This window comes from Pseudomonas sp. QE6 (assembly GCF_041379005.1).
Taxonomy (GTDB): Bacteria; Pseudomonadota; Gammaproteobacteria; order Pseudomonadales; family Pseudomonadaceae; genus Pseudomonas.
In genome coordinates this window covers 3428663-3445349 of record NZ_CP166873.1, presented here as the reverse complement: position 1 = coordinate 3445349, position 16687 = coordinate 3428663, and the positions used below count along the sequence as shown (strand labels likewise).

Annotated in this window: 21 protein-coding genes and 1 riboswitch; of the genes, 13 read left to right on the top strand and 8 right to left on the bottom strand. The window is 64.7% G+C overall.

What is annotated here, in order from left to right:
• The first annotated feature begins 82 nt into the window (after window positions 1–82).
• Window positions 83–520: a hypothetical protein gene (locus ACAW63_RS16010; RefSeq protein WP_371226714.1), complete on the top strand. Its 438-nt coding sequence runs from the start codon at window positions 83–85 to the stop codon at window positions 518–520.
• 43 nt (window positions 521–563) lie between these two features.
• On the top strand, window positions 564–914 hold the full coding sequence (locus tag ACAW63_RS16005) for a YggL family protein (RefSeq protein WP_275607578.1): 351 nt from the start codon (window positions 564–566) through the stop codon (window positions 912–914).
• 64 nt (window positions 915–978) lie between these two features.
• Here ACAW63_RS16005 and ACAW63_RS16000 read toward each other — a convergent pair whose 3' ends face one another.
• The 4 genes from ACAW63_RS16000 to ACAW63_RS15985 form a co-directional block, all read right to left on the bottom strand.
• On the bottom strand, window positions 979–1338 hold the full coding sequence (locus ACAW63_RS16000) for a hypothetical protein (protein WP_371226712.1): 360 nt from the start codon (window positions 1336–1338) through the stop codon (window positions 979–981).
• A 70-nt stretch (window positions 1339–1408) separates the two neighbouring features.
• A complete protein-coding gene (locus ACAW63_RS15995; RefSeq protein WP_371226710.1) occupies window positions 1409–1819 on the bottom strand; it encodes a hypothetical protein in 411 nt (136 codons plus the stop codon).
• Window positions 1820–1829: 10 nt separating this feature from the next.
• Window positions 1830–2360, bottom strand: coding sequence for an ATP/GTP-binding protein (locus ACAW63_RS15990; protein ID WP_371226708.1), 531 nt, complete (start codon window positions 2358–2360; stop codon window positions 1830–1832).
• Complete coding sequence (locus ACAW63_RS15985) at window positions 2357–2953, bottom strand: hypothetical protein (protein WP_371226706.1); 597 nt, start codon at window positions 2951–2953, stop codon at window positions 2357–2359. The genes ACAW63_RS15990 and ACAW63_RS15985 overlap by 4 nt, the downstream gene beginning before the upstream one ends.
• 124 nt (window positions 2954–3077) lie before the next feature.
• Window positions 3078–3165: riboswitch (cyclic di-GMP riboswitch) on the bottom strand.
• Window positions 3166–3401: 236 nt separating this feature from the next.
• On the opposite strand from ACAW63_RS15985, the gene ACAW63_RS15980 reads away from it, so the two are divergent.
• The 5 genes from ACAW63_RS15980 (at window position 3402) to ACAW63_RS15960 (ending at window position 8226) form a co-directional block, all read left to right on the top strand.
• Window positions 3402–4727, top strand: a complete 1326-nt coding sequence (locus ACAW63_RS15980) for an MATE family efflux transporter (protein WP_371226702.1) — start codon at window positions 3402–3404, stop codon at window positions 4725–4727.
• A gap of 60 nt (window positions 4728–4787) precedes the next feature.
• Entirely contained in the window at window positions 4788–5003 is a 216-nt protein-coding gene (locus ACAW63_RS15975) for a DUF2970 domain-containing protein (protein WP_371226700.1), read from the top strand.
• 333 nt (window positions 5004–5336) lie between these two features.
• A complete protein-coding gene (locus ACAW63_RS15970; protein WP_371226698.1) occupies window positions 5337–5831 on the top strand; it encodes a PaaI family thioesterase in 495 nt (164 codons plus the stop codon).
• 249 nt (window positions 5832–6080) lie between these two features.
• Complete coding sequence (locus ACAW63_RS15965; RefSeq protein WP_371226696.1) at window positions 6081–7739, top strand: nitrite/sulfite reductase; 1659 nt, start codon at window positions 6081–6083, stop codon at window positions 7737–7739.
• Entirely contained in the window at window positions 7723–8226 is a 504-nt protein-coding gene (locus ACAW63_RS15960) for a DUF934 domain-containing protein (RefSeq protein ID WP_371226694.1), read from the top strand. Before ACAW63_RS15965 ends, ACAW63_RS15960 begins: the two co-directional genes overlap by 17 nt.
• Before the next feature lie 68 nt (window positions 8227–8294).
• Here ACAW63_RS15960 and ACAW63_RS15955 read toward each other — a convergent pair whose 3' ends face one another.
• A complete protein-coding gene (locus ACAW63_RS15955; protein ID WP_371226692.1) occupies window positions 8295–8873 on the bottom strand; it encodes a TetR/AcrR family transcriptional regulator in 579 nt (192 codons plus the stop codon).
• 139 nt (window positions 8874–9012) lie between these two features.
• On the opposite strand from ACAW63_RS15955, the gene ACAW63_RS15950 reads away from it, so the two are divergent.
• Together ACAW63_RS15950 and ACAW63_RS15945 are read left to right on the top strand one after the other, a co-directional pair.
• Window positions 9013–9450 carry a hotdog fold domain-containing protein gene (locus tag ACAW63_RS15950; RefSeq protein ID WP_371226690.1) on the top strand — a complete coding sequence of 146 codons (438 nt, stop codon included), beginning with the start codon at window positions 9013–9015 and terminating at the stop codon, window positions 9448–9450.
• A 45-nt stretch (window positions 9451–9495) separates the two neighbouring features.
• Window positions 9496–10350 (top strand): alpha/beta fold hydrolase, encoded by an 855-nt coding sequence (locus ACAW63_RS15945; RefSeq protein WP_371226688.1) that lies wholly within the window; start codon window positions 9496–9498, stop codon window positions 10348–10350.
• 21 nt (window positions 10351–10371) lie between these two features.
• Here ACAW63_RS15945 and ACAW63_RS15940 read toward each other — a convergent pair whose 3' ends face one another.
• Together ACAW63_RS15940 and sohB are read right to left on the bottom strand one after the other, a co-directional pair.
• Window positions 10372–11364 (bottom strand): YhdH/YhfP family quinone oxidoreductase, encoded by a 993-nt coding sequence (locus tag ACAW63_RS15940; RefSeq protein WP_371226686.1) that lies wholly within the window; start codon window positions 11362–11364, stop codon window positions 10372–10374.
• Window positions 11365–11417: 53 nt separating this feature from the next.
• Complete coding sequence (sohB, locus tag ACAW63_RS15935) at window positions 11418–12446, bottom strand: protease SohB (RefSeq protein ID WP_371226684.1); 1029 nt, start codon at window positions 12444–12446, stop codon at window positions 11418–11420.
• A gap of 211 nt (window positions 12447–12657) precedes the next feature.
• On the opposite strand from sohB, the gene ACAW63_RS15930 reads away from it, so the two are divergent.
• The 4 genes from ACAW63_RS15930 (at window position 12658) to ACAW63_RS15915 (ending at window position 15895) form a co-directional block, all read left to right on the top strand.
• Window positions 12658–13368 carry a histidine phosphatase family protein gene (locus ACAW63_RS15930; RefSeq protein WP_371226682.1) on the top strand — a complete coding sequence of 237 codons (711 nt, stop codon included), beginning with the start codon at window positions 12658–12660 and terminating at the stop codon, window positions 13366–13368.
• 59 nt (window positions 13369–13427) lie between these two features.
• Window positions 13428–13739, top strand: coding sequence for an SCP2 sterol-binding domain-containing protein (locus ACAW63_RS15925; RefSeq protein ID WP_152222698.1), 312 nt, complete (start codon window positions 13428–13430; stop codon window positions 13737–13739).
• Window positions 13740–14031: 292 nt separating this feature from the next.
• A complete protein-coding gene (locus tag ACAW63_RS15920) occupies window positions 14032–15099 on the top strand; it encodes a phosphotransferase family protein (protein WP_371226679.1) in 1068 nt (355 codons plus the stop codon).
• Between the two features lie 28 nt (window positions 15100–15127).
• Entirely contained in the window at window positions 15128–15895 is a 768-nt protein-coding gene (locus ACAW63_RS15915; protein WP_207885675.1) for an SDR family oxidoreductase, read from the top strand.
• Window positions 15896–16035: 140 nt separating this feature from the next.
• Here the strand turns inward: ACAW63_RS15915 and ACAW63_RS15910 are convergent, their stop codons facing one another.
• Window positions 16036–16680, bottom strand: coding sequence for a hypothetical protein (locus tag ACAW63_RS15910; protein ID WP_371226677.1), 645 nt, complete (start codon window positions 16678–16680; stop codon window positions 16036–16038).
• Window positions 16681–16687 lie beyond the last annotated feature (7 nt).

The following is a 16687-nucleotide window of genomic DNA, read 5'->3' as shown; positions in this document are numbered from 1 at the left end:
CTGCCTGAAAGCCGCGACCGGGCTTGCCCGGCGCGGCGCCGGGACGCAAGCTCCAGTTGGTCATCCAGAGGAGCCGGCGCCCATGCACCAGCCTTTTTCAGCAAGTTGCCCTTGCGGCAACCTGTCCGTACGCGGCGAATTCAGCCGCCCTGCCAATGAGTACACACCGCGCGCCTGCGATTGCGAATTCTGCCGCAAGCATGGCGCAACCTACGTCTCCGACCCTGAAGGCGCGCTGGCAATCCACTGCCGATCCAACGCCGACACGCTGCGCTATCGCCAGGGTAGCGGGACCGCGGAATTCCTTCTCTGCCGCCGCTGCGGCGTGTTGGCCGGCGTGCTCTGGAGCGACGAAGGCAAATCCTACGCTGCACTGAACGCCCGGATACTGGATAATCCCGCCACCCTGGGCGCTGCGCAGCCCGCCTCACCCCGGCAACTACCGCTGGATGAGCGCAAGGACCGCTGGCGCCGACTCTGGTTCGCCGACGTGCGAATCACCCAGGACACCACGGATTGAAGCCCGGCCACCCGCCCGGCTCCCCCTGACGAGAGAACGACAGATGAAATACCTCACCCCCGAACAGATGGCCAAACCGCGCAAGCGCCGCCTGCAGAAGAAGCTGCGCCTGGGCGAGTTCCAGGAGTTCGGTTTCAGCCTGGAAGTGAACTACAGCGGCGACCTGGATGATGTGCTCGACCAGTGGATTTCCTTCGTTGAATCCGAGGGCTGGGTCTTCGTCGGCGGCGCCACAGAAGAGGGCGAGTTCACCGGCTACCTGTGCCTGAACGCCGTCGGCAGCCTGACCGAAGCCGACCGCGAAACCACCCGCCTGTGGCTGGAAAAGCAGTCCTGGGCCAAGTCCTTCGAACTGGGCGAGCTGAGCGACTGCTGGCACGGGCTGTTCGAATAAGGGGCACGCCAGGCATGGCGCGGGCGGGCCTCCCCAGCCCCCCCCCCGCGCCCACCTCGTTCCCTCAGATCACCAACTGCCCCTCGACTTCCTGCAGCTTGCGCCGCGCCAGCGCAAGGTTGGCCTTCACCTTGTCCAGCACGTAGTACATGAACACGCCATCGTGTTTCACCATCGGACGGATGATGTGGTACTGCTTGCCGAGGGTGATCAGGATGTCCTCGATCACGTCATTGAGCGCCAGAGACTTCATGGTCTTGAGTTTGGCGCGCACCACCTCGGTATTGCCCGCCGCCGCCAGTTCCAGGTCCACCCCGCTGCCCGCCTGCCCCAGCAGCATGCCACTCTTGGCGTCCACCACCGCCGAAGCCAGGGCCCCATCGAGATTCAGCAGTTCGTCCAGTGATTGTTGCAGTGCAGCCATAGTGATTGCTCCTTGAGTGCGCGTCATGTTGTAGAGCCCCTCGGCCGCGCACGCCGAAAGGCGGTTCGTATCAACTCGCCAATGAGAGGTCCGAAAGCCGCGTGGCCGTCCTCTTGGCCTGGTAGAGCACCTGGCCGAGCATCTCTTCGCGGTCAGCCACCAGGTTGAGGATCATCGGGTAGCGCGGGTGCGGAATGTCGACGATGACGATGTAGCCTTCGCTCGCCTCGACGATCACGTTCTGATGCGACCCCACCTCGCTTTCCTGGCCGACCATCGCCCCCAGGGCTGAGATCGAGCAGGCCATGGCCGCCAGCTTGGACACCTCCAGCCCATTGCCGGCGCGGGAAGCCACTTCGAAGCCATCCGTGGTGGCGATTACCGCGGCATTCAGCCGTCCCAGACTGGCGGAGAGTTCGTCCAGTGCCTGATCGGCATCCAGGCGCAGTTGCTCCGGCAGATTCATCAATACGCTTTCCATGGTCACTCCCTCAGGCCACCGTGCATTCCAGTTGCAGCAACAGCAGGTCGAGCAACATGCGCACCTGCCCCGCCTCGCGGACGTCCACTTCCACCACAGGGCAGGTGTGACCGGCCTGCGCCAGGAGCGCTGCGTAGTCATCCAGCCCCGGACTGGGATGCCCGACCAGGCGGCCCACTCCGACCACACAGGCGGTAGTGCCGATACAGTCGGCGAAACCTTTGAGGTAGACGCGCAGGTCGCCCAGGGGATCGGGCCGGGAGTTATCGATCAGGATCACCAGCCCCAACGCACCACGGGCAAGAATGTTCCACATGAAGGCGAAGCGTGCCTGGCCCGGCGTGCCGTACAAGCGCAGGCGCTCGTCCGGGCCCAGGGCCACTTCGCCGTAGTCCAGGCCGACCGTCGTGTGCGATTTGGGCAGGCTCGGGTCGTTGTTCTGCACATCGGTGCTGATCGGCTCGATGTCGCTGATGGCAGCGATGGCGGTGGTCTTGCCGGCGCCCATGGTGCCGGTGAAGAGAATCTTGTACTCCTTCATCGGCCGGCCTCCCCGGAGCCACCCAGGCCCAGGTGCCGACGAATCCGCGCCAGCAAGCCCAGGGGTGCAGCCGCTGGTCTGCTGGCAGGCGGCGATGGGCGTTCGCTGCGCAACAGCACCCCGTGTTCGGCCATCAGGCGGATGAATGCTTCGGTCACGCCTCTCGCGACTCCGGAGCGCTCGCATAGCTCATCCAGATTCATGCTCCGCGCGCACAGCAAGGTCGCCAGGCGAACGTAACGGACATCGCCCTGGAGCACCGCAGCGGCAGGCCATTGCTTGAGTCGCAAGGCCTCGCCGCCGACCTCCGCTGGCCGGTGTGCAATGGCACGGGCGGCGCGCTCCAGGCAGTCGAACACCTCGCTGGCACGCAGGGGCCAATGCACCCACAACGCTTCGCCAACGACGGTGCGCAACTGGACCCGTGACTCGCTCTCATCGCTCTCGATCAACAAGTCGGCCTGGCTACCCTCGACGTGCAGCCAGCTCGCCAGCGTGCGGCCGCTGAGCAGGCCGACGATGGACTTGAAGACCACCTGATCACGCAATGCCATACGGGCGAACCCGTAGGTGTATTGAATTGGCTGATTCATCGGCGGCGCACTCCCTGAGGCCTACAGCACCATCAACCCAGCACAACACTGAACAGGGGCACCGGGACGTGGGGAGTTTGCCGAGCGCACGGCTCGCAGAAAGCACGGACGAACGTCCGGGCAGCTTGGCAACCCCGCGGTCATGGCTCTTTCGAGCTTTAGATCGGTGGCTTTGCGTCCCCGGCTTTCGCACAGGTTTGCCCTGGTCAATTGGTTCTCAGCGTAGTACGCATGTCTCAATCGCCAAGCCCATAAAATGTGATTCCCATCACACTAATTTCGGAAATATCTCTAACTTGATTTCTTAACGGATGAAGGAAATCCATGAGTCGGAAGTGGTCCGGCACGGTCACGAGGGTTACGCTAGGCTTTCCCTCAGCACACCCTACCGGCACGGGTGCACTCGATTCCCACAACAGGCCGGAAGCACACTGCCTCCAAGGACGCCATGCTAGAGCGCCAGCGTCTCCAGAACATTCTCAGTCTGGGCCTGCCGATCATCGGCGGGATGCTCAGCCAGAGCCTGCTCAACCTGGTGGATGCCGCGATGGTCGGTCATCTGGGCGAAAAGTCCCTGGCCGGCGTCGGCATCGGTAGCTACGCCAATTTCGTCGCCATCTCCCTGGTGATGGGCCTCGGCGCCGGCGTGCAGGCGCTGGTGGCGCGGCGCCGGGGTGAAGGCCGCACCGACGAGCAGGCGGCGCCACTCAATTGCGGTCTGCTGGTGGCCCTGGGGCTGTCGCTGCCGATCACCCTGGTCTGCCTGCTGTTCGCCGAACCCATCGTCCGCGCCCTGTCCAGCGATCCCGACGTGCTGGCGGTCGGCACCCCCTATTTCGAGTGGCGCGCGCTGTCGGTGCTGGCGGTGGGGCTGAACTTTTCCTTCCGCGGCTACTGGAACGGCACGCGTCGCTCAGGCATGTACATGCGCACGCTGGTGGTGATGCACCTGGCCAACGCAGCGATCAGCTACAGCCTGATCCACGGTCTGTTCGGCCTGCCACGCATGGGCGCCGTGGGTAGCGGACTGGGCACCACCCTGGCGCTCTACCTGGGCTCGTCGATCTACGCCTGGATCACCTGGCGCGACGCCCGCTCCCAGGGCTTCCGCCCTCGCCTGCCGAGCGAGCGCGACATCCGCGTGATGCTGCGCCTGTCGCTGCCCAACTCGCTGCAGCAGTTCTTCTTCGCCGCCGGCATCACCCTGCTGTTCTGGATCATCGCCCAGGTCGGCACCCGCGAACTGGCGGTGGCCCACGTGCTGATCAACCTGGCGCTGTTCCTGATCCTGCCCGGCATCGGGCTGGGCATGGCCGCCACCACCCTGGTCAGCCAGAGCATGGGCGAGCGCGACTTCGACAGCGCCCACCGCTGGGGCTGGGACGTGGTGAAGGTCGCCGCCTGCGGCCTGGCGCTGCTGGGCTCGCCATTCTGGCTGTTCCCCGAAGCCATCCTGCGGCTGTTCGTCAGCGACCCCGCGTTGATCGAGCTGGGCCGTCTGCCACTCACGCTGACCGGGCTGGGCATGGTGATCGACGCCACCGCGCTGGTGCTCACCCAGGCCCTGCTCGGCGCCGGCGCCACCCGCACAGTGATGGCGGTCAGCCTGGGCAACCAGTGGCTGTTCTTCCTGCCGCTGGCCTATCTGGTGGGTCCGGTCCTTGGCGGAGGCCTGCTGGCGATCTGGAGCATGCAGATTCTCCAGCGCGGGCTGGCCTCGGTGATCTTCGCGATGATGTGGCAGAAGCGCGAGTGGACCCAGATCGAACTCTAGCGGCTATTTTTCCAGGAGCAGGTTTCCAGGAGCCGGGCTCCGAGACAGGAGGTGCGAACGATGGACGATCAACAGAACAAGCCGCCAAGCTTCTGGCAGATGCTGCACAGCGTGCTGGCCGCCGCCTTCGGCGTACAGAGCGGGAAGAACCGCGCGCGCGATTTCACCCAGGGCAAGCCCAGCCACTTCATCGCCATGGGCATCCTGTTCACGCTGGTCTTCGTATTGCTGCTCTACGCCCTGGTGCAGGTGGTGCTGCATTTCGCCGGGGTCTAGGAAGGCAGGCTGAAAAAGGCAAGGCACCGGGCGGGCCGCGGAGCGACCCGCCGGCACCGCTGTCACTGATGGCTGACCCAGTACACCGCCGTGGCAACCACCAGCAGGATCAGGACGAACGCGGCACGCGCATCGACGACGCTGTCGCTGGTCTTGTTGGACGATTCTTCGCTCATGCTTCCCCCATGTTCTCGTTATTGGCTGAAGGACCACACCGGAGAGTTAAGACCAGCTCCGCCCGCCCCTCAAGCAGCTGCCCCTTTCCGCGATGCCGCCAAAGCCGTTAGGCTGCGGCTTCGACAAGAACAAGCGAAAAGACTTCAAGGAAAGGCCATGCACCTGGATTCACTGCAAGACACCGTCGCGCCGGAAGGCGTCTGCTACGGCTGCGGGGGCAGCAACCCGCACGGGCTGCACATCAAGAGCCGTTGGCACGAGGACGGCATCCACGTCGTCGCCGAGCACCTGCCAGAAGCCAAGTACTGCGGCTGGCCGGAGCTGGTCTACGGCGGCCTGATCGCCATGCTGGTGGACTGCCACTCGAACTGGACCGCGATGGCCTACCACTACCGCGCCGAGGGCCGCGAACCGGGCAGCCTGCCACGCATCGACTGCGTCACCGGAAACCTGGGCATCAAGTACATCAAGCCGACGCCCATGGGCGTACCGCTGACGCTCAGGGCCCACGTCGAGGGCGAGGTCGGACGCAAGAGCCGGATCATCTGCGAGGTCTACGCCGGCGACGTGCTGACCTGCGTCGGCGACTCGATCTTCGTGCGCGTCGACACCGCGCAACTGCGTGACGCCGCCCACGGTCGCGAGGCCTGAGTCACGCTTCCCGCGCCGGTGAAACACACCGGCGCATCGCGGGCTCCGGGACCCAGCCCAAGGCGCCGGCCCGCCTGTGTTTCAGGCCCGGCGCGGCATAGATCGAAAAGTTCTCGCCATATACTCAAACATCACTTTTACGCATATTCCCTAACTGGTATCGTGCGCCCACTCCGCGTGGAGCGCGTTGCCGTGCGCGCTGGGATACGCAGTACGCCTGAGCGCTATAGCCTGACAGCAGGATGATTCATGTACGTATATGACGAATACGATCAAAGGATCGTAGAAGATCGCGTCAAGCAGTTTCGCGATCAGACCCGCCGGTACCTGGCAGGTGAACTGACCGGCGAGGAATTCCGCCCGCTGCGTCTGCAGAATGGCCTGTACATCCAGCGCTATGCACCCATGCTGCGAGTGGCCGTGCCTTACGGCCTGCTGTCCTCGAAGCAGGTTCGCAAGCTGGCGCAGATTGCCCGTGACTACGACAAGGGCTATGCGCACATCAGCACCCGCCAGAACGTCCAGTACAACTGGCCGGAACTGGAAGACGTGCCGGAAATCCTCGCTGAACTGGCCACCGTGCAGATGCACGCGATCCAGACCAGCGGCAACTGCATCCGCAACACCACCACCGACCAGTTCGCCGGCGTCGCCCGTGACGAGCTCGTGGACCCGCGCCCCTGGTGCGAGATCATCCGCCAGTGGTCGACCTTCCACCCCGAATTCGCCCACCTGCCGCGCAAGTTCAAGATCGCCGTCAACGGCGCCGTGAGCGACCGCGCCGCCATCGAGGTACACGACATCGGCCTGGAAGCGGTGAAGAACGAGGCCGGCGAGCTGGGCTTCCGCGTTTCCGTCGGCGGCGGCCTGGGCCGTACCCCGATCGTCGGCAGCTTCATCAACGAATTCCTGCCCTGGCAGCACCTGCTGTCCTACCTGGACGCCATCCTGCGCGTGTACAACCGCTATGGCCGTCGGGACAACAAGTACAAGGCGCGCATCAAGATCCTGGTCAAGGCGCTGACCCCGGAAGTCTTCGCCGAGAAGGTCAACGCCGAGTGGGCGCACCTGAAGGACGGCCCGAGCACCCTGACCGACGCCGAACTGCAACGCGTGGCCGCGCACTTCGTCGACCCGGCCTACCAGGCCCTGGAAGACCAGGACGCCGCCCTCGCCCAGCTCGACGCCGAGCACCCCGGCTTCGCCCGCTGGCGCCAGCGCAACACCTTCGCCCACAAGAAACCCGGCTATGTCGCCGTGACCCTGTCGCTCAAGCCCACCGGCGTGGCGCCCGGCGACATCACCGACAAGCAGTTGGACGTGGTCGCCGACCTGGCCGACCGCTACAGCTTCGGCGAAGTGCGCAACAGCCATAACCAGAACATCATCCTCGCCGACGTCGAGCAGGCGCAGCTGTTCACCCTCTGGGGCGAACTGCGCGAGAACGGTTTCGCCACGCCGAACGTAGGCCTGCTGACCGACCTCATCTGCTGCCCGGGCGGTGACTTCTGCTCCCTGGCCAACGCCAAGTCGATCCCGGTGGCCGAGGCCATCCAGCGCCGCTTCGACGACCTGGACTACCTGTTCGACATCGGCGACATCGACCTGAACATCTCCGGCTGCATGAACGCCTGCGGCCACCACCACGTGGGCCACATCGGCATCCTCGGCGTGGACAAGAAGGGCGAGGAGTTCTACCAGGTCTCCCTCGGCGGCAGCGCCAGCCGTGAGGCGAGCCTGGCACAGATCCTCGGCCCGTCCTTCGCCCAGGAACAGATGGCGGACGTGATCGAGAAGATCATCAACGTCTACGTGGAACAGCGCACCGAAGAGGAACGCTTCCTCGATACCTACCGTCGCATCGGCATCGACCCCTTCAAGGAGCGCGTATATGCAGCGAATCATTAAGCACCGCGAGGTCGTCGACGACCGCTGGCACCTGCTGCCCAAGGACGCGACCCTGGAAACCGTGCCCAACTGTGACGACGTGATCATCCCGCTGAACCTGTGGCTGGAACACGGCCCGGCCCTGCGCGGCCGCGACGGCGGCCTGGGCGTGTGGCTGGACGCGGACGAAGAGCCGGAAGCCATCGCCGAGGACCTGGACAAGTTCCAGGTGATCGCCGTGAACTTCCCCGCCTTCACCGACGGCCGCGGCTTCAGCACCGCGCGCCTGCTGCGCGAGCGCTTCGGCTACCAGGGCGAAGTGCGCGCCATCGGCGACGTGCTGCGCGACCAGCTGTTCTTCATGCAGAGCTGCGGTTTCGACGCCTACGCCATCCGCGCCGACCGCGATCCGCACGACGCGCTGGCCAGCCTGGAGGACTTCTCCGAGGTCTACCAGACCTCGGTGACCCAGCCGCAACCGCTGTTCCGTCGCCGTCAGCTGGCCTGAGCCGGCCGATATGAAAAAGCCCCGCATCGCGGGGCTTTTTCTTTGGCTCTCCTACAGGGAGGCCACGCTCAAGCGCGAACGCTCTCCCAGGCAATCTGCGCCAACTGGTCCCGGCAATCGATCAGATCGACACGCGTCCGCCCGGCCAGCCAATTGCGCGCGTAGTCATGGGTCGGGCCGATCACCACGGAGTTGAACAGTTCCGGCGCCAGCGCCTTGAAGGCTCCAGCCTTGCGGTGCTCGGAAAGCAACTCGGCGATGCGCCGCCCCTGCTGGCGATTCGCCTCGCGCAACTCGTCGCCCACCTCTCCCGCCTCGACCCGCCCACGGCTGTGCAGGATGAAGCGCGCCCACTCCGGATTGGCCGAAACCCAATCGATATAGGACGTAACGAACAGCTTCACCACCGCCTCGGCGGTCATCGCCTGCTGCAGTCCCGCATCGAGCAACGCCGCGTACTGGCCGACACCGGCGAGGTAGAGGGCGCCGATGATCCGCTCCTTGTTGCCGTAATGGTGATAGAGACTGCCGATGCTGGCGCCGGAGCGGTCGCGGATCATCTCGATGGTGGTGGCGTCCACGCCGGATTCGCTGAAGCAGGCCAGCGCAGCCTGGAGAATGTCGTCTTTGCGGGAAGGTCTGGCCATGGGGTTCCTGTGGGGAAAAACCGCTCGAACAGAATTCTAGAATATTTTTCTAGAATTAATTTCTAGTCTTCGTATACTGCCTGGGCGCGCATCCATCTTCAATCCTGCTTGCTCATTCCAGCCAGTTCACGGAGCCACCATGAGTCAGATGCTGCAGATGTACCAACAGGCCGGCCCGGCGCAGTTCAGCGCCATGATCGGCCAGATCGCCCCGTATTTCTCCTCCATTGCCCCGCAATTCGTCGAGCTGCGTCCCGGCTACGCGGAAGTGACCTTCCCCAAGCGCCGCGAAGTGCTCAATCATATCGGCACCGTGCACGCCATCGCCCTGTGCAACGCCGCCGAACTGGTGGCAGGCACCATGACCGACGTGTCGATTCCCCAGGGCCGCCGCTGGATTCCGCGTGGCATGACGGTGGAATACCTGGCCAAGGCCAACGGCAACGTCCGCGCCGTGGCCGATGGCAGTGACGTCGACTGGAATCAGGAAGGCGACATCCGGGTGCCGGTACTCGCCTATGTGGACGACAAAGCAGTGTTCCGCGCCGAGATCACCATGTACGTCAGCCAGGCCTGACGGATTCGGCCCGGCACTGCCGGGCCCTTTTTCACGGAGTCCGCCATGATCACCCCGCTCCCGCGTTCCCTGGAAAACGGCAACGGCCACAGTCTCTCCAGCCACTGGTACTACCCGCCCTGCGAAGCCCGCGGAGCGGTGCTGATTGTCCCCGCCATGGGCGTCGAACAGCGCTTCTATACGGCCTTCGCCAACTGGCTGGCCGAGCGCGGCTACCTGACCGTGACCTTTGACTATGTCGGCATGGGCAAGTCCCGCGCCGGACACTTGCGCGATCTGGACGTGGACGTGCTGGCCTGGGGCAACCACGACTGCAGCGCCATGCTCGACGCCGTGGTGGAGGCCGCCGGCAACCTGCCCGTGTACTGGATCGGCCACAGCCTCGGCGGGCAGATCCTGCCCTTCGCACGCGGCACCGAGCGTATCCACCGCGCCTTCACCATCGCCACCGGCAGCGGCTACTGGCGCGAGAACACCAAGGGGCTGCGGCACAAGGCCTGGCTGCTCTGGTACTGCCTGGCACCGACCCTCACGCCGCTGCTGGGCTACTTCCCGGGCAAGCGCCTGGGCGTGGTCGGCGACCTGCCGCGCGGGGTGATCGAGCAGTGGCGGCGCTGGTGCCTGAATCCGGAATACGCGGTGGGCGCGGAAGGTGGCGCAGTGCGCGAGGCGTACTCCTCGATACGTACACCGATCACCTCGATTTCCTTCACAGACGACGAGATGATGTCCGGGCGCAATACCGAATCGCTGCACGGTTTCTACCGTGGTGCGCCAAAGACGGTGAAACGCATTGCCCCGCAGGACATCGGCGTGAAACGCATCGGCCACTTCGGCTTCTTCCGCAGCCAGTTCGCCGATTCGCTGTGGGCGGATTACCTGTTGCCGGACCTGGGCTGACGCCCAGGCCCGGCACGGGCATCAGTCGAGGTTCACCAGTACCCGCCCAACCAGCTTGCCGGCGAGAATCTGGTGGATGGCAGCCGGCAGGTCATCGAGCTTGACCTCCCGGACCGCCGCTTCGAGATTATCGAGCTTCCATTGCAGGGACAGCTTGTCCCACATGGACGCCTTGACCACCAGCGGCAGCTCCACCGAGTCCACGCCCAGCAGGTTCACGCCGCGCAGGATGAACGGCAGCACGGTGGCCTTGAAGGCGGCGCCGGCGGTCAGGCCGCAGCAGGCGACGCTGCCGCCGTACTGCAGCGACTTGACCACGTTGAACAGGATGTCGCCGCCCACGGTGTCCACGGCGCCAGCCCACTGTTCGCGCAGCAGCGGCTTGTCGACGCCATCGGAGACGGTGGCGCGGTCGAGGATCTGCCGCGCGCCGAGGCGGTTGAGCAGCTCGGCCTGTTCCAGCTTGCCGGTGGCGGCGGCCACGGTGTAGCCCAGCTTCGCCAGCAGCATCACCGCGATGCTGCCCACGCCGCCGGTGGCGCCGGTGACCAGGATGGGGCCGGAGGACGGCGTCACGCCGGCACGCTCGAGCTTGTCGACGCACAGCGCAGCGGTCAGGCCGGCGGTGCCGAGGATCATGGCTTCACGCAGCGACAGGCCCTGCGGGCGCTTGATCAGCCAGGCGGCGGGCACGCGGATGTACTGGCCGAAGCCGCCCGGCGTGTTCATGCCCAGGTCGTAGCCGGTGAGGATCACCTCGTCGCCGACGGCGAACTCACCTACCGAGGACTCTTCCACCACGCCGGCGGCATCGATGCCGGGGGTGTGCGGGTACTTGCGGGTGACGCCACGGTTGCCGCTGGCGGACAGCGCATCCTTGTAGTTCAGCGAGGAATACTTCACCCGCACCAGCACTTCACCTGCCGGCAAATCGGAAACCTGCCGCTCGGCCACCTGCAGGTCATACACACCATGTGCGCTTTCCGTGACCCACAACGCCTTGAATGCACTCATCTCGACCCTCCTCTTTCGAAATCAAGCCCGGCGCAGTCCCGCGCCAGGCGGAATCATTGCCAGAAACGGCTGCGCCCCAGACGGTCCCACCAGGTCACCAGCACGCGGTCGATCACGCCGCTGACGCCGACGCCGAAGCGTTCCTGGATGGACTTCTTCTGCACATAGCTGAGCTGATAGACATCCGCGTCGCGGGCGCGTTCGGCCAGGTATTCGTCGCTGGTCTTGAGTTCGTCCACCAGTTTCTTGCCCAGCGCCGCCTGGCCCAGCCAGACCTCACCGGTGGCGATCTCGTCGATGGCCAGCTGCGGGCGATAGTGCACGACGAAGCGCTTGAACAGCTCGTGGGTGGTTTCCAGGTCTTCCTGGAACTTCTCGCGGCCCTTTTCCGTGTTCTCGCCGAACACCGTCAGGGTGCGCTTGTATTCGCCGGCGGTGAGCACCTCGAAATCGACGTCGTGCTTCTTCAGCAGGCGGTGCACGTTGGGCAGCTGCGCTACGACGCCGATGGAACCGAGGATGGCGAAGGGCGCGGAGAGGATGCGCTCGCCGATGCAGGCCATCATGTAGCCGCCGCTGGCCGCGACCTTGTCGACGCAGACGGTCAGCGGCACGCCGGCCTGGCGGATGCGCGCCAGTTGCGAGGCGGCCAGGCCGTAGCCATGGACCATGCCGCCGCCGCTTTCCAGGCGCAGCACCACCTCATCACGCGGGGTGGCCAGGCTCAGCAGCGCGGTCACTTCATGGCGCAGGTGCTCGGTGGCCGAGGCCTTGATGTCGCCGTCGAAGTCCAGCACGTAGACGCGGCTCTTCTCGCCGCCCTTCTTCTTTTTCGCTTCCTTCGCCGATTTCGCCTCGGATTTGCGCAGGGACTTCAGCTTGGCCTTCTCCAGCACGCTGTGCTGCAGGCGCTCGCGCAGCTCCTTGTAGAAGTCGTTGAGCTTGTGCACCTCCAGGTGTCCGCCACTGCCACGACGGCCCCGGCCGCGCAGCGCGGCGATCACCACCAGGACGATGACGATGGCCACCACCACGGTGAAGGTCTTGGCCAGGAAACCCGCGTAATCCGCTAGAAACTCCACTCACTTCCCCTTTTACGAAACTGGTCCCGCCCGCCGGACGAGCGATGTGAATCCCGCAAGCATACCCACGCCGCAGGCGCGCCACCAGCGCTGGCAAGACGCTGCATCAGTCCAGCGAATGGCATTCAAACAAGCGTATGTTTTTTCGTTGACAGCCCCAGGTGATCCTCATAACCTCGCCGGAACTTTCAGCCCTGCCGAGATACTGCGCGTGGGAAGCATCTACCTGATTCGACATGGCCAGGCTTCGTTCGGCGCCGACGACTACGACGTGCTCTCGCCCGTCGGCGTGCGTCAGGCCGAAGTCCTCGGCGAGCACCTGGCGAGCCTGGGTCTGCGGTTCAACCGCTGTGTCAGCGGCGACCTGCGGCGCCAGCGCCATACCGCCGAAGCGGTGATGGGCCGGTTGAACGATGCCGGCATCGCCACTCCCGCGCTGGAAATCGACCCCGCCTTCAATGAATTCGAGGCCGACGCGGTGATTCGCGCGCACCTGCCGGACCTGCTGGAAATCGAGCCGCAGGCGCTGCACATCATGCGCAATGCCGCCGACCACCGCGCCGAATTCCAGCGCCTGTTCTCCACCGTGATCGCCCGCTGGGTCTCCGGTGAGCACGACAAGGATGGCCTGGTGAGCTGGGCGGAGTTTCTCGATACCGTGCACAGCGGCCTGAAGCGCCTGCTGGAATCGGCCAGCGGCAAGGACAGCATCGGTGTCTTCACCTCCGGCGGCACCATCACCGCGATGCTGCAGCTGGTGACCGGCATCCCGCCGCTGAACGCCTTCGAACTCAACTGGCAGATCGTCAACACTTCGCTCAACCGCCTGAAGTTTCGCGGCAGCGAAGTGGCCCTGGCTTCCTTCAACAGTCACGTGCATCTGGAATTGTTGAAGGCGCCGGAACTCATCACCTATCGCTGAGTACCGGCCCATTGCGACCTCGACCGTCGCGCGAGAAAACCTAGAAAAGGAATAGAACCATGAGCGTTGCTGACATCGTTTCCACCATGAAGAGCAAGTTCAACGCCAGCGCGGCCGCCGGCCTGGACTTGGTGTTCCAGTTCAACATCGAAGACGGTGACAACCACTATCTGGTGGTCAAGGACGGTACCTGCGAAGTGGTACAGGGCGATGCCGAGAACCCCAACGTCACCCTGATCATGGACAGCGAAACCCTCAAGGGCATCACCAGCGGCGAAACCGACGGCATGCAGGCCTTCATGGCCGGCAAGCTGCGCGCCGAAGGCGACATGATGCTGGCGATGAAGCTGGGTGAACTGTTCCCGGTCTGATTCGAGGCGACCTGCCCGAGCAGCACGAAAAACCGGAGTCCGTGACTCCGGTTTTTTTATGCCCGCGCCCCGCCACAACCCGCTGATCAGGCAGCCTGATCGGGGGGCAACACGGACGCCAATAACGGCCTCGCGTGCTTGTGACGGCCAGGGTCGGACATTAGATTAGCCAATGATCACCCGGCGCCATCATTGCTCTGTCTGATCCAGACAGCGCATGACGCCGGCTTGCGCGCCACCTCGCGCGGTGCCTTGGGCCCCGCGGGGAAGACCAGTAGAAGAAGGGACCAGCATGTCGTTGACCGACCAGACCATCCGCTCCCGCGAAGGCGAAGAACTCGATGCCGCCGTGATCGACGGCTACCTCAAGGACCATATCCCGGGCCTGCAGGGCGCGCCGCGCGTCAGCCAGTTCCCCGGCGGCGCGTCGAACCTGACCTACCTGATCCAGTACGACAACCAGGAACTGGTCCTGCGTCGTCCGCCCTTCGGCAAGAAGGCCAAGTCAGCCCACGACATGGGCCGCGAGTACCGCATCCTCAACCAGCTCAAGGACGGTTTCCCCTACTGCCCCAAGGCGTACGTCTACTGCACCGACGAATCGGTGATCGGCGCCGAGTTCTACGTCATGGAGCGGGTCAACGGCATCATCCTGCGCAGCGATCTGCCCAAGGAACTGAACTTCGACGCCGACAAGACCACCGCACTGTGCAAGAGCTTCATCGACAAGTTCGTCGACCTGCACAACGTCGATTACAACGCCTGCGGCCTGGGTGACCTGGGCAAGCCCGAGGGCTATGTGCAGCGTCAGATCGGCGGCTGGATCGATCGCTACGAGAAGTCCCTGACCCCCGACGCGCCGGCCTGGGAACAGGTGAAGGTGTGGCTGCGCGAGAAAATGCCGGCCGACCACCACAAGCCGGGCATCGTGCACAACGACTACCGCTTCGACAACGTCATCCTCGATCCGAACAACCCGATGCAGATCATCGGCGTGCTCGACTGGGAGATGACCACCATCGGCGACCCGCTGATGGACCTGGGCAACACCCTCGCCTACTGGATCCAGGCCGACGATCCGCAGCCGATGCAGATGCTGCGCCGCCAGCCCAGCCACGAGCCGGGCATGCTGACCCGCCAGCAGTTCGCCGACTACTACGCCGAGCGCGCCGGCATCCAGATCGACAACCTCGATTACTACTACACCTACGGCCTGTTCCGTCTGGCCGGCATCATGCAGCAGATCTACTACCGCTTCTTCCACGGCCAGACCCAGGACAAGCGCTTCGCCACCTTCATCCACGCCAACAAGCTGCTGGAGCAGGTGAGCCTGCAGGTCATCGGCAAGTCCCGCCTGTAACACGGCGCCATAGAACAAGGAGAACCCCATGTCCAAGACCCAACTGTTCGACCTCGACGGCAAGATCGCCTTCGTTTCCGGCGCCAGCCGCGGCATCGGTGAGGCCATCGCCAAGCTGCTGGCCCAACAGGGTGCCCACGTGATCGTCTCCAGCCGCAAGATCGATGGCTGCCAGGCCGTGGCCGACGAGATCATCGCCGCGGGCGGCAAGGCCACCGCGATCGCCTGCCACATCGGCGAAATGGAGCAGATCCAGAGCGTCTTCGCGCAGATCCGCGAGCAGTTCGGGCGCCTGGATATCCTGGTCAACAACGCCGCCACCAACCCGCAGTTCTGCAACGTGCTGGACACCGACCTGTCGGCCTTCCAGAAGACCGTCGACGTGAACATCCGCGGCTACTACTTCATGTCCATCGAAGGCGGCAAGCTGATGAAGGCCAACGGCGGCGGCAGCATCATCAACGTCGCCTCCGTCAACGGCGTCACTCCGGGCGAGTTCCAGGGCATCTATTCGGTGACCAAGGCCGCAGTGATCAGCATGACCAAGGTCTTCGCCAAGGAGTGCGCGCAGTTCGGCATCCGCTGCAACGCCCTGCTGCCGGGCCTGACTGACACCAAGTTCGCCTCGGCGCTGGTGAGCAACGACGCCATCCGCAACGTCGCCCTGCAGCGCATCCCGCTCAAGCGCGTGGCCGACCCGAGCGAAATGGCCGGCGCCGTGCTGTACCTCGCCAGCGATGCGTCCAGCTACACCACTGGGGTGACGCTGAACGTGGACGGCGGTTTCCTCGCTTAAGCGTTAGCGCGGACACGAAAAAAGGGAGCCGATCGGCTCCCTTTTTTGCTCTTTGTAGGAGCGAGCTTGCTCGCGAACCGCACCTGAGGGTTTCAGTGTGAAGCGGGTTTGCGAGCAAGCTCGCTCCTACAGAAAAGCAGTCACTGCCAATCCTTCAGTGCCTGATTCGCCGCCGCATTCATCGGCTCGGCAGTCAGGCCGCCCGGCCCGTAGCGCACGGCGAACACCGCCTGGTCGGCCATCGGCAGGTAGTTCACCCGTCCGGCCCTGGGCACGAACGTCAGCAGGTCATGCTGGCCGTCACGCAGCCAGCGCCACAGATCGATGCCGAACGCGTCCGCAACCAGCGATACCCTGCGCCCCTGCGCCTGCTGTTCGACCGCCAGGAAGCGACCGCTGAGGTCCTGCAGACGATACCCCGGCGCCAGGCCGATCAGCCGCGCCAGCCCTTTCCACTCCAGCACGCGCGCATCCAGTTGCCAGAGATCGCCGGCCAGCTCCACGCGGCGCTCCTGGGCGCCTTCCAGCACCGTCACCTCGAAATGCTGCGGGCTCAACTGCTTGAAGCTGAGGGTGGTCAACGGACGCTCCGGCGGCAGCGGGTCGTAGCTGCGCAAGTCCCAGGCCACCAGCCCTACCAGTGCGGCAAGCGCAATGAACGCAAGGCCCGCCATGCCGCGCAGCCAGCCGAGAAACCAGTGACGGTCGAACAGAATGCGAGCCGCCACCAGCAGGGCCAACAGCGCCACGAAGGCAATGACCCAGGCCAGACCGTCGTACTGCATCGAATGA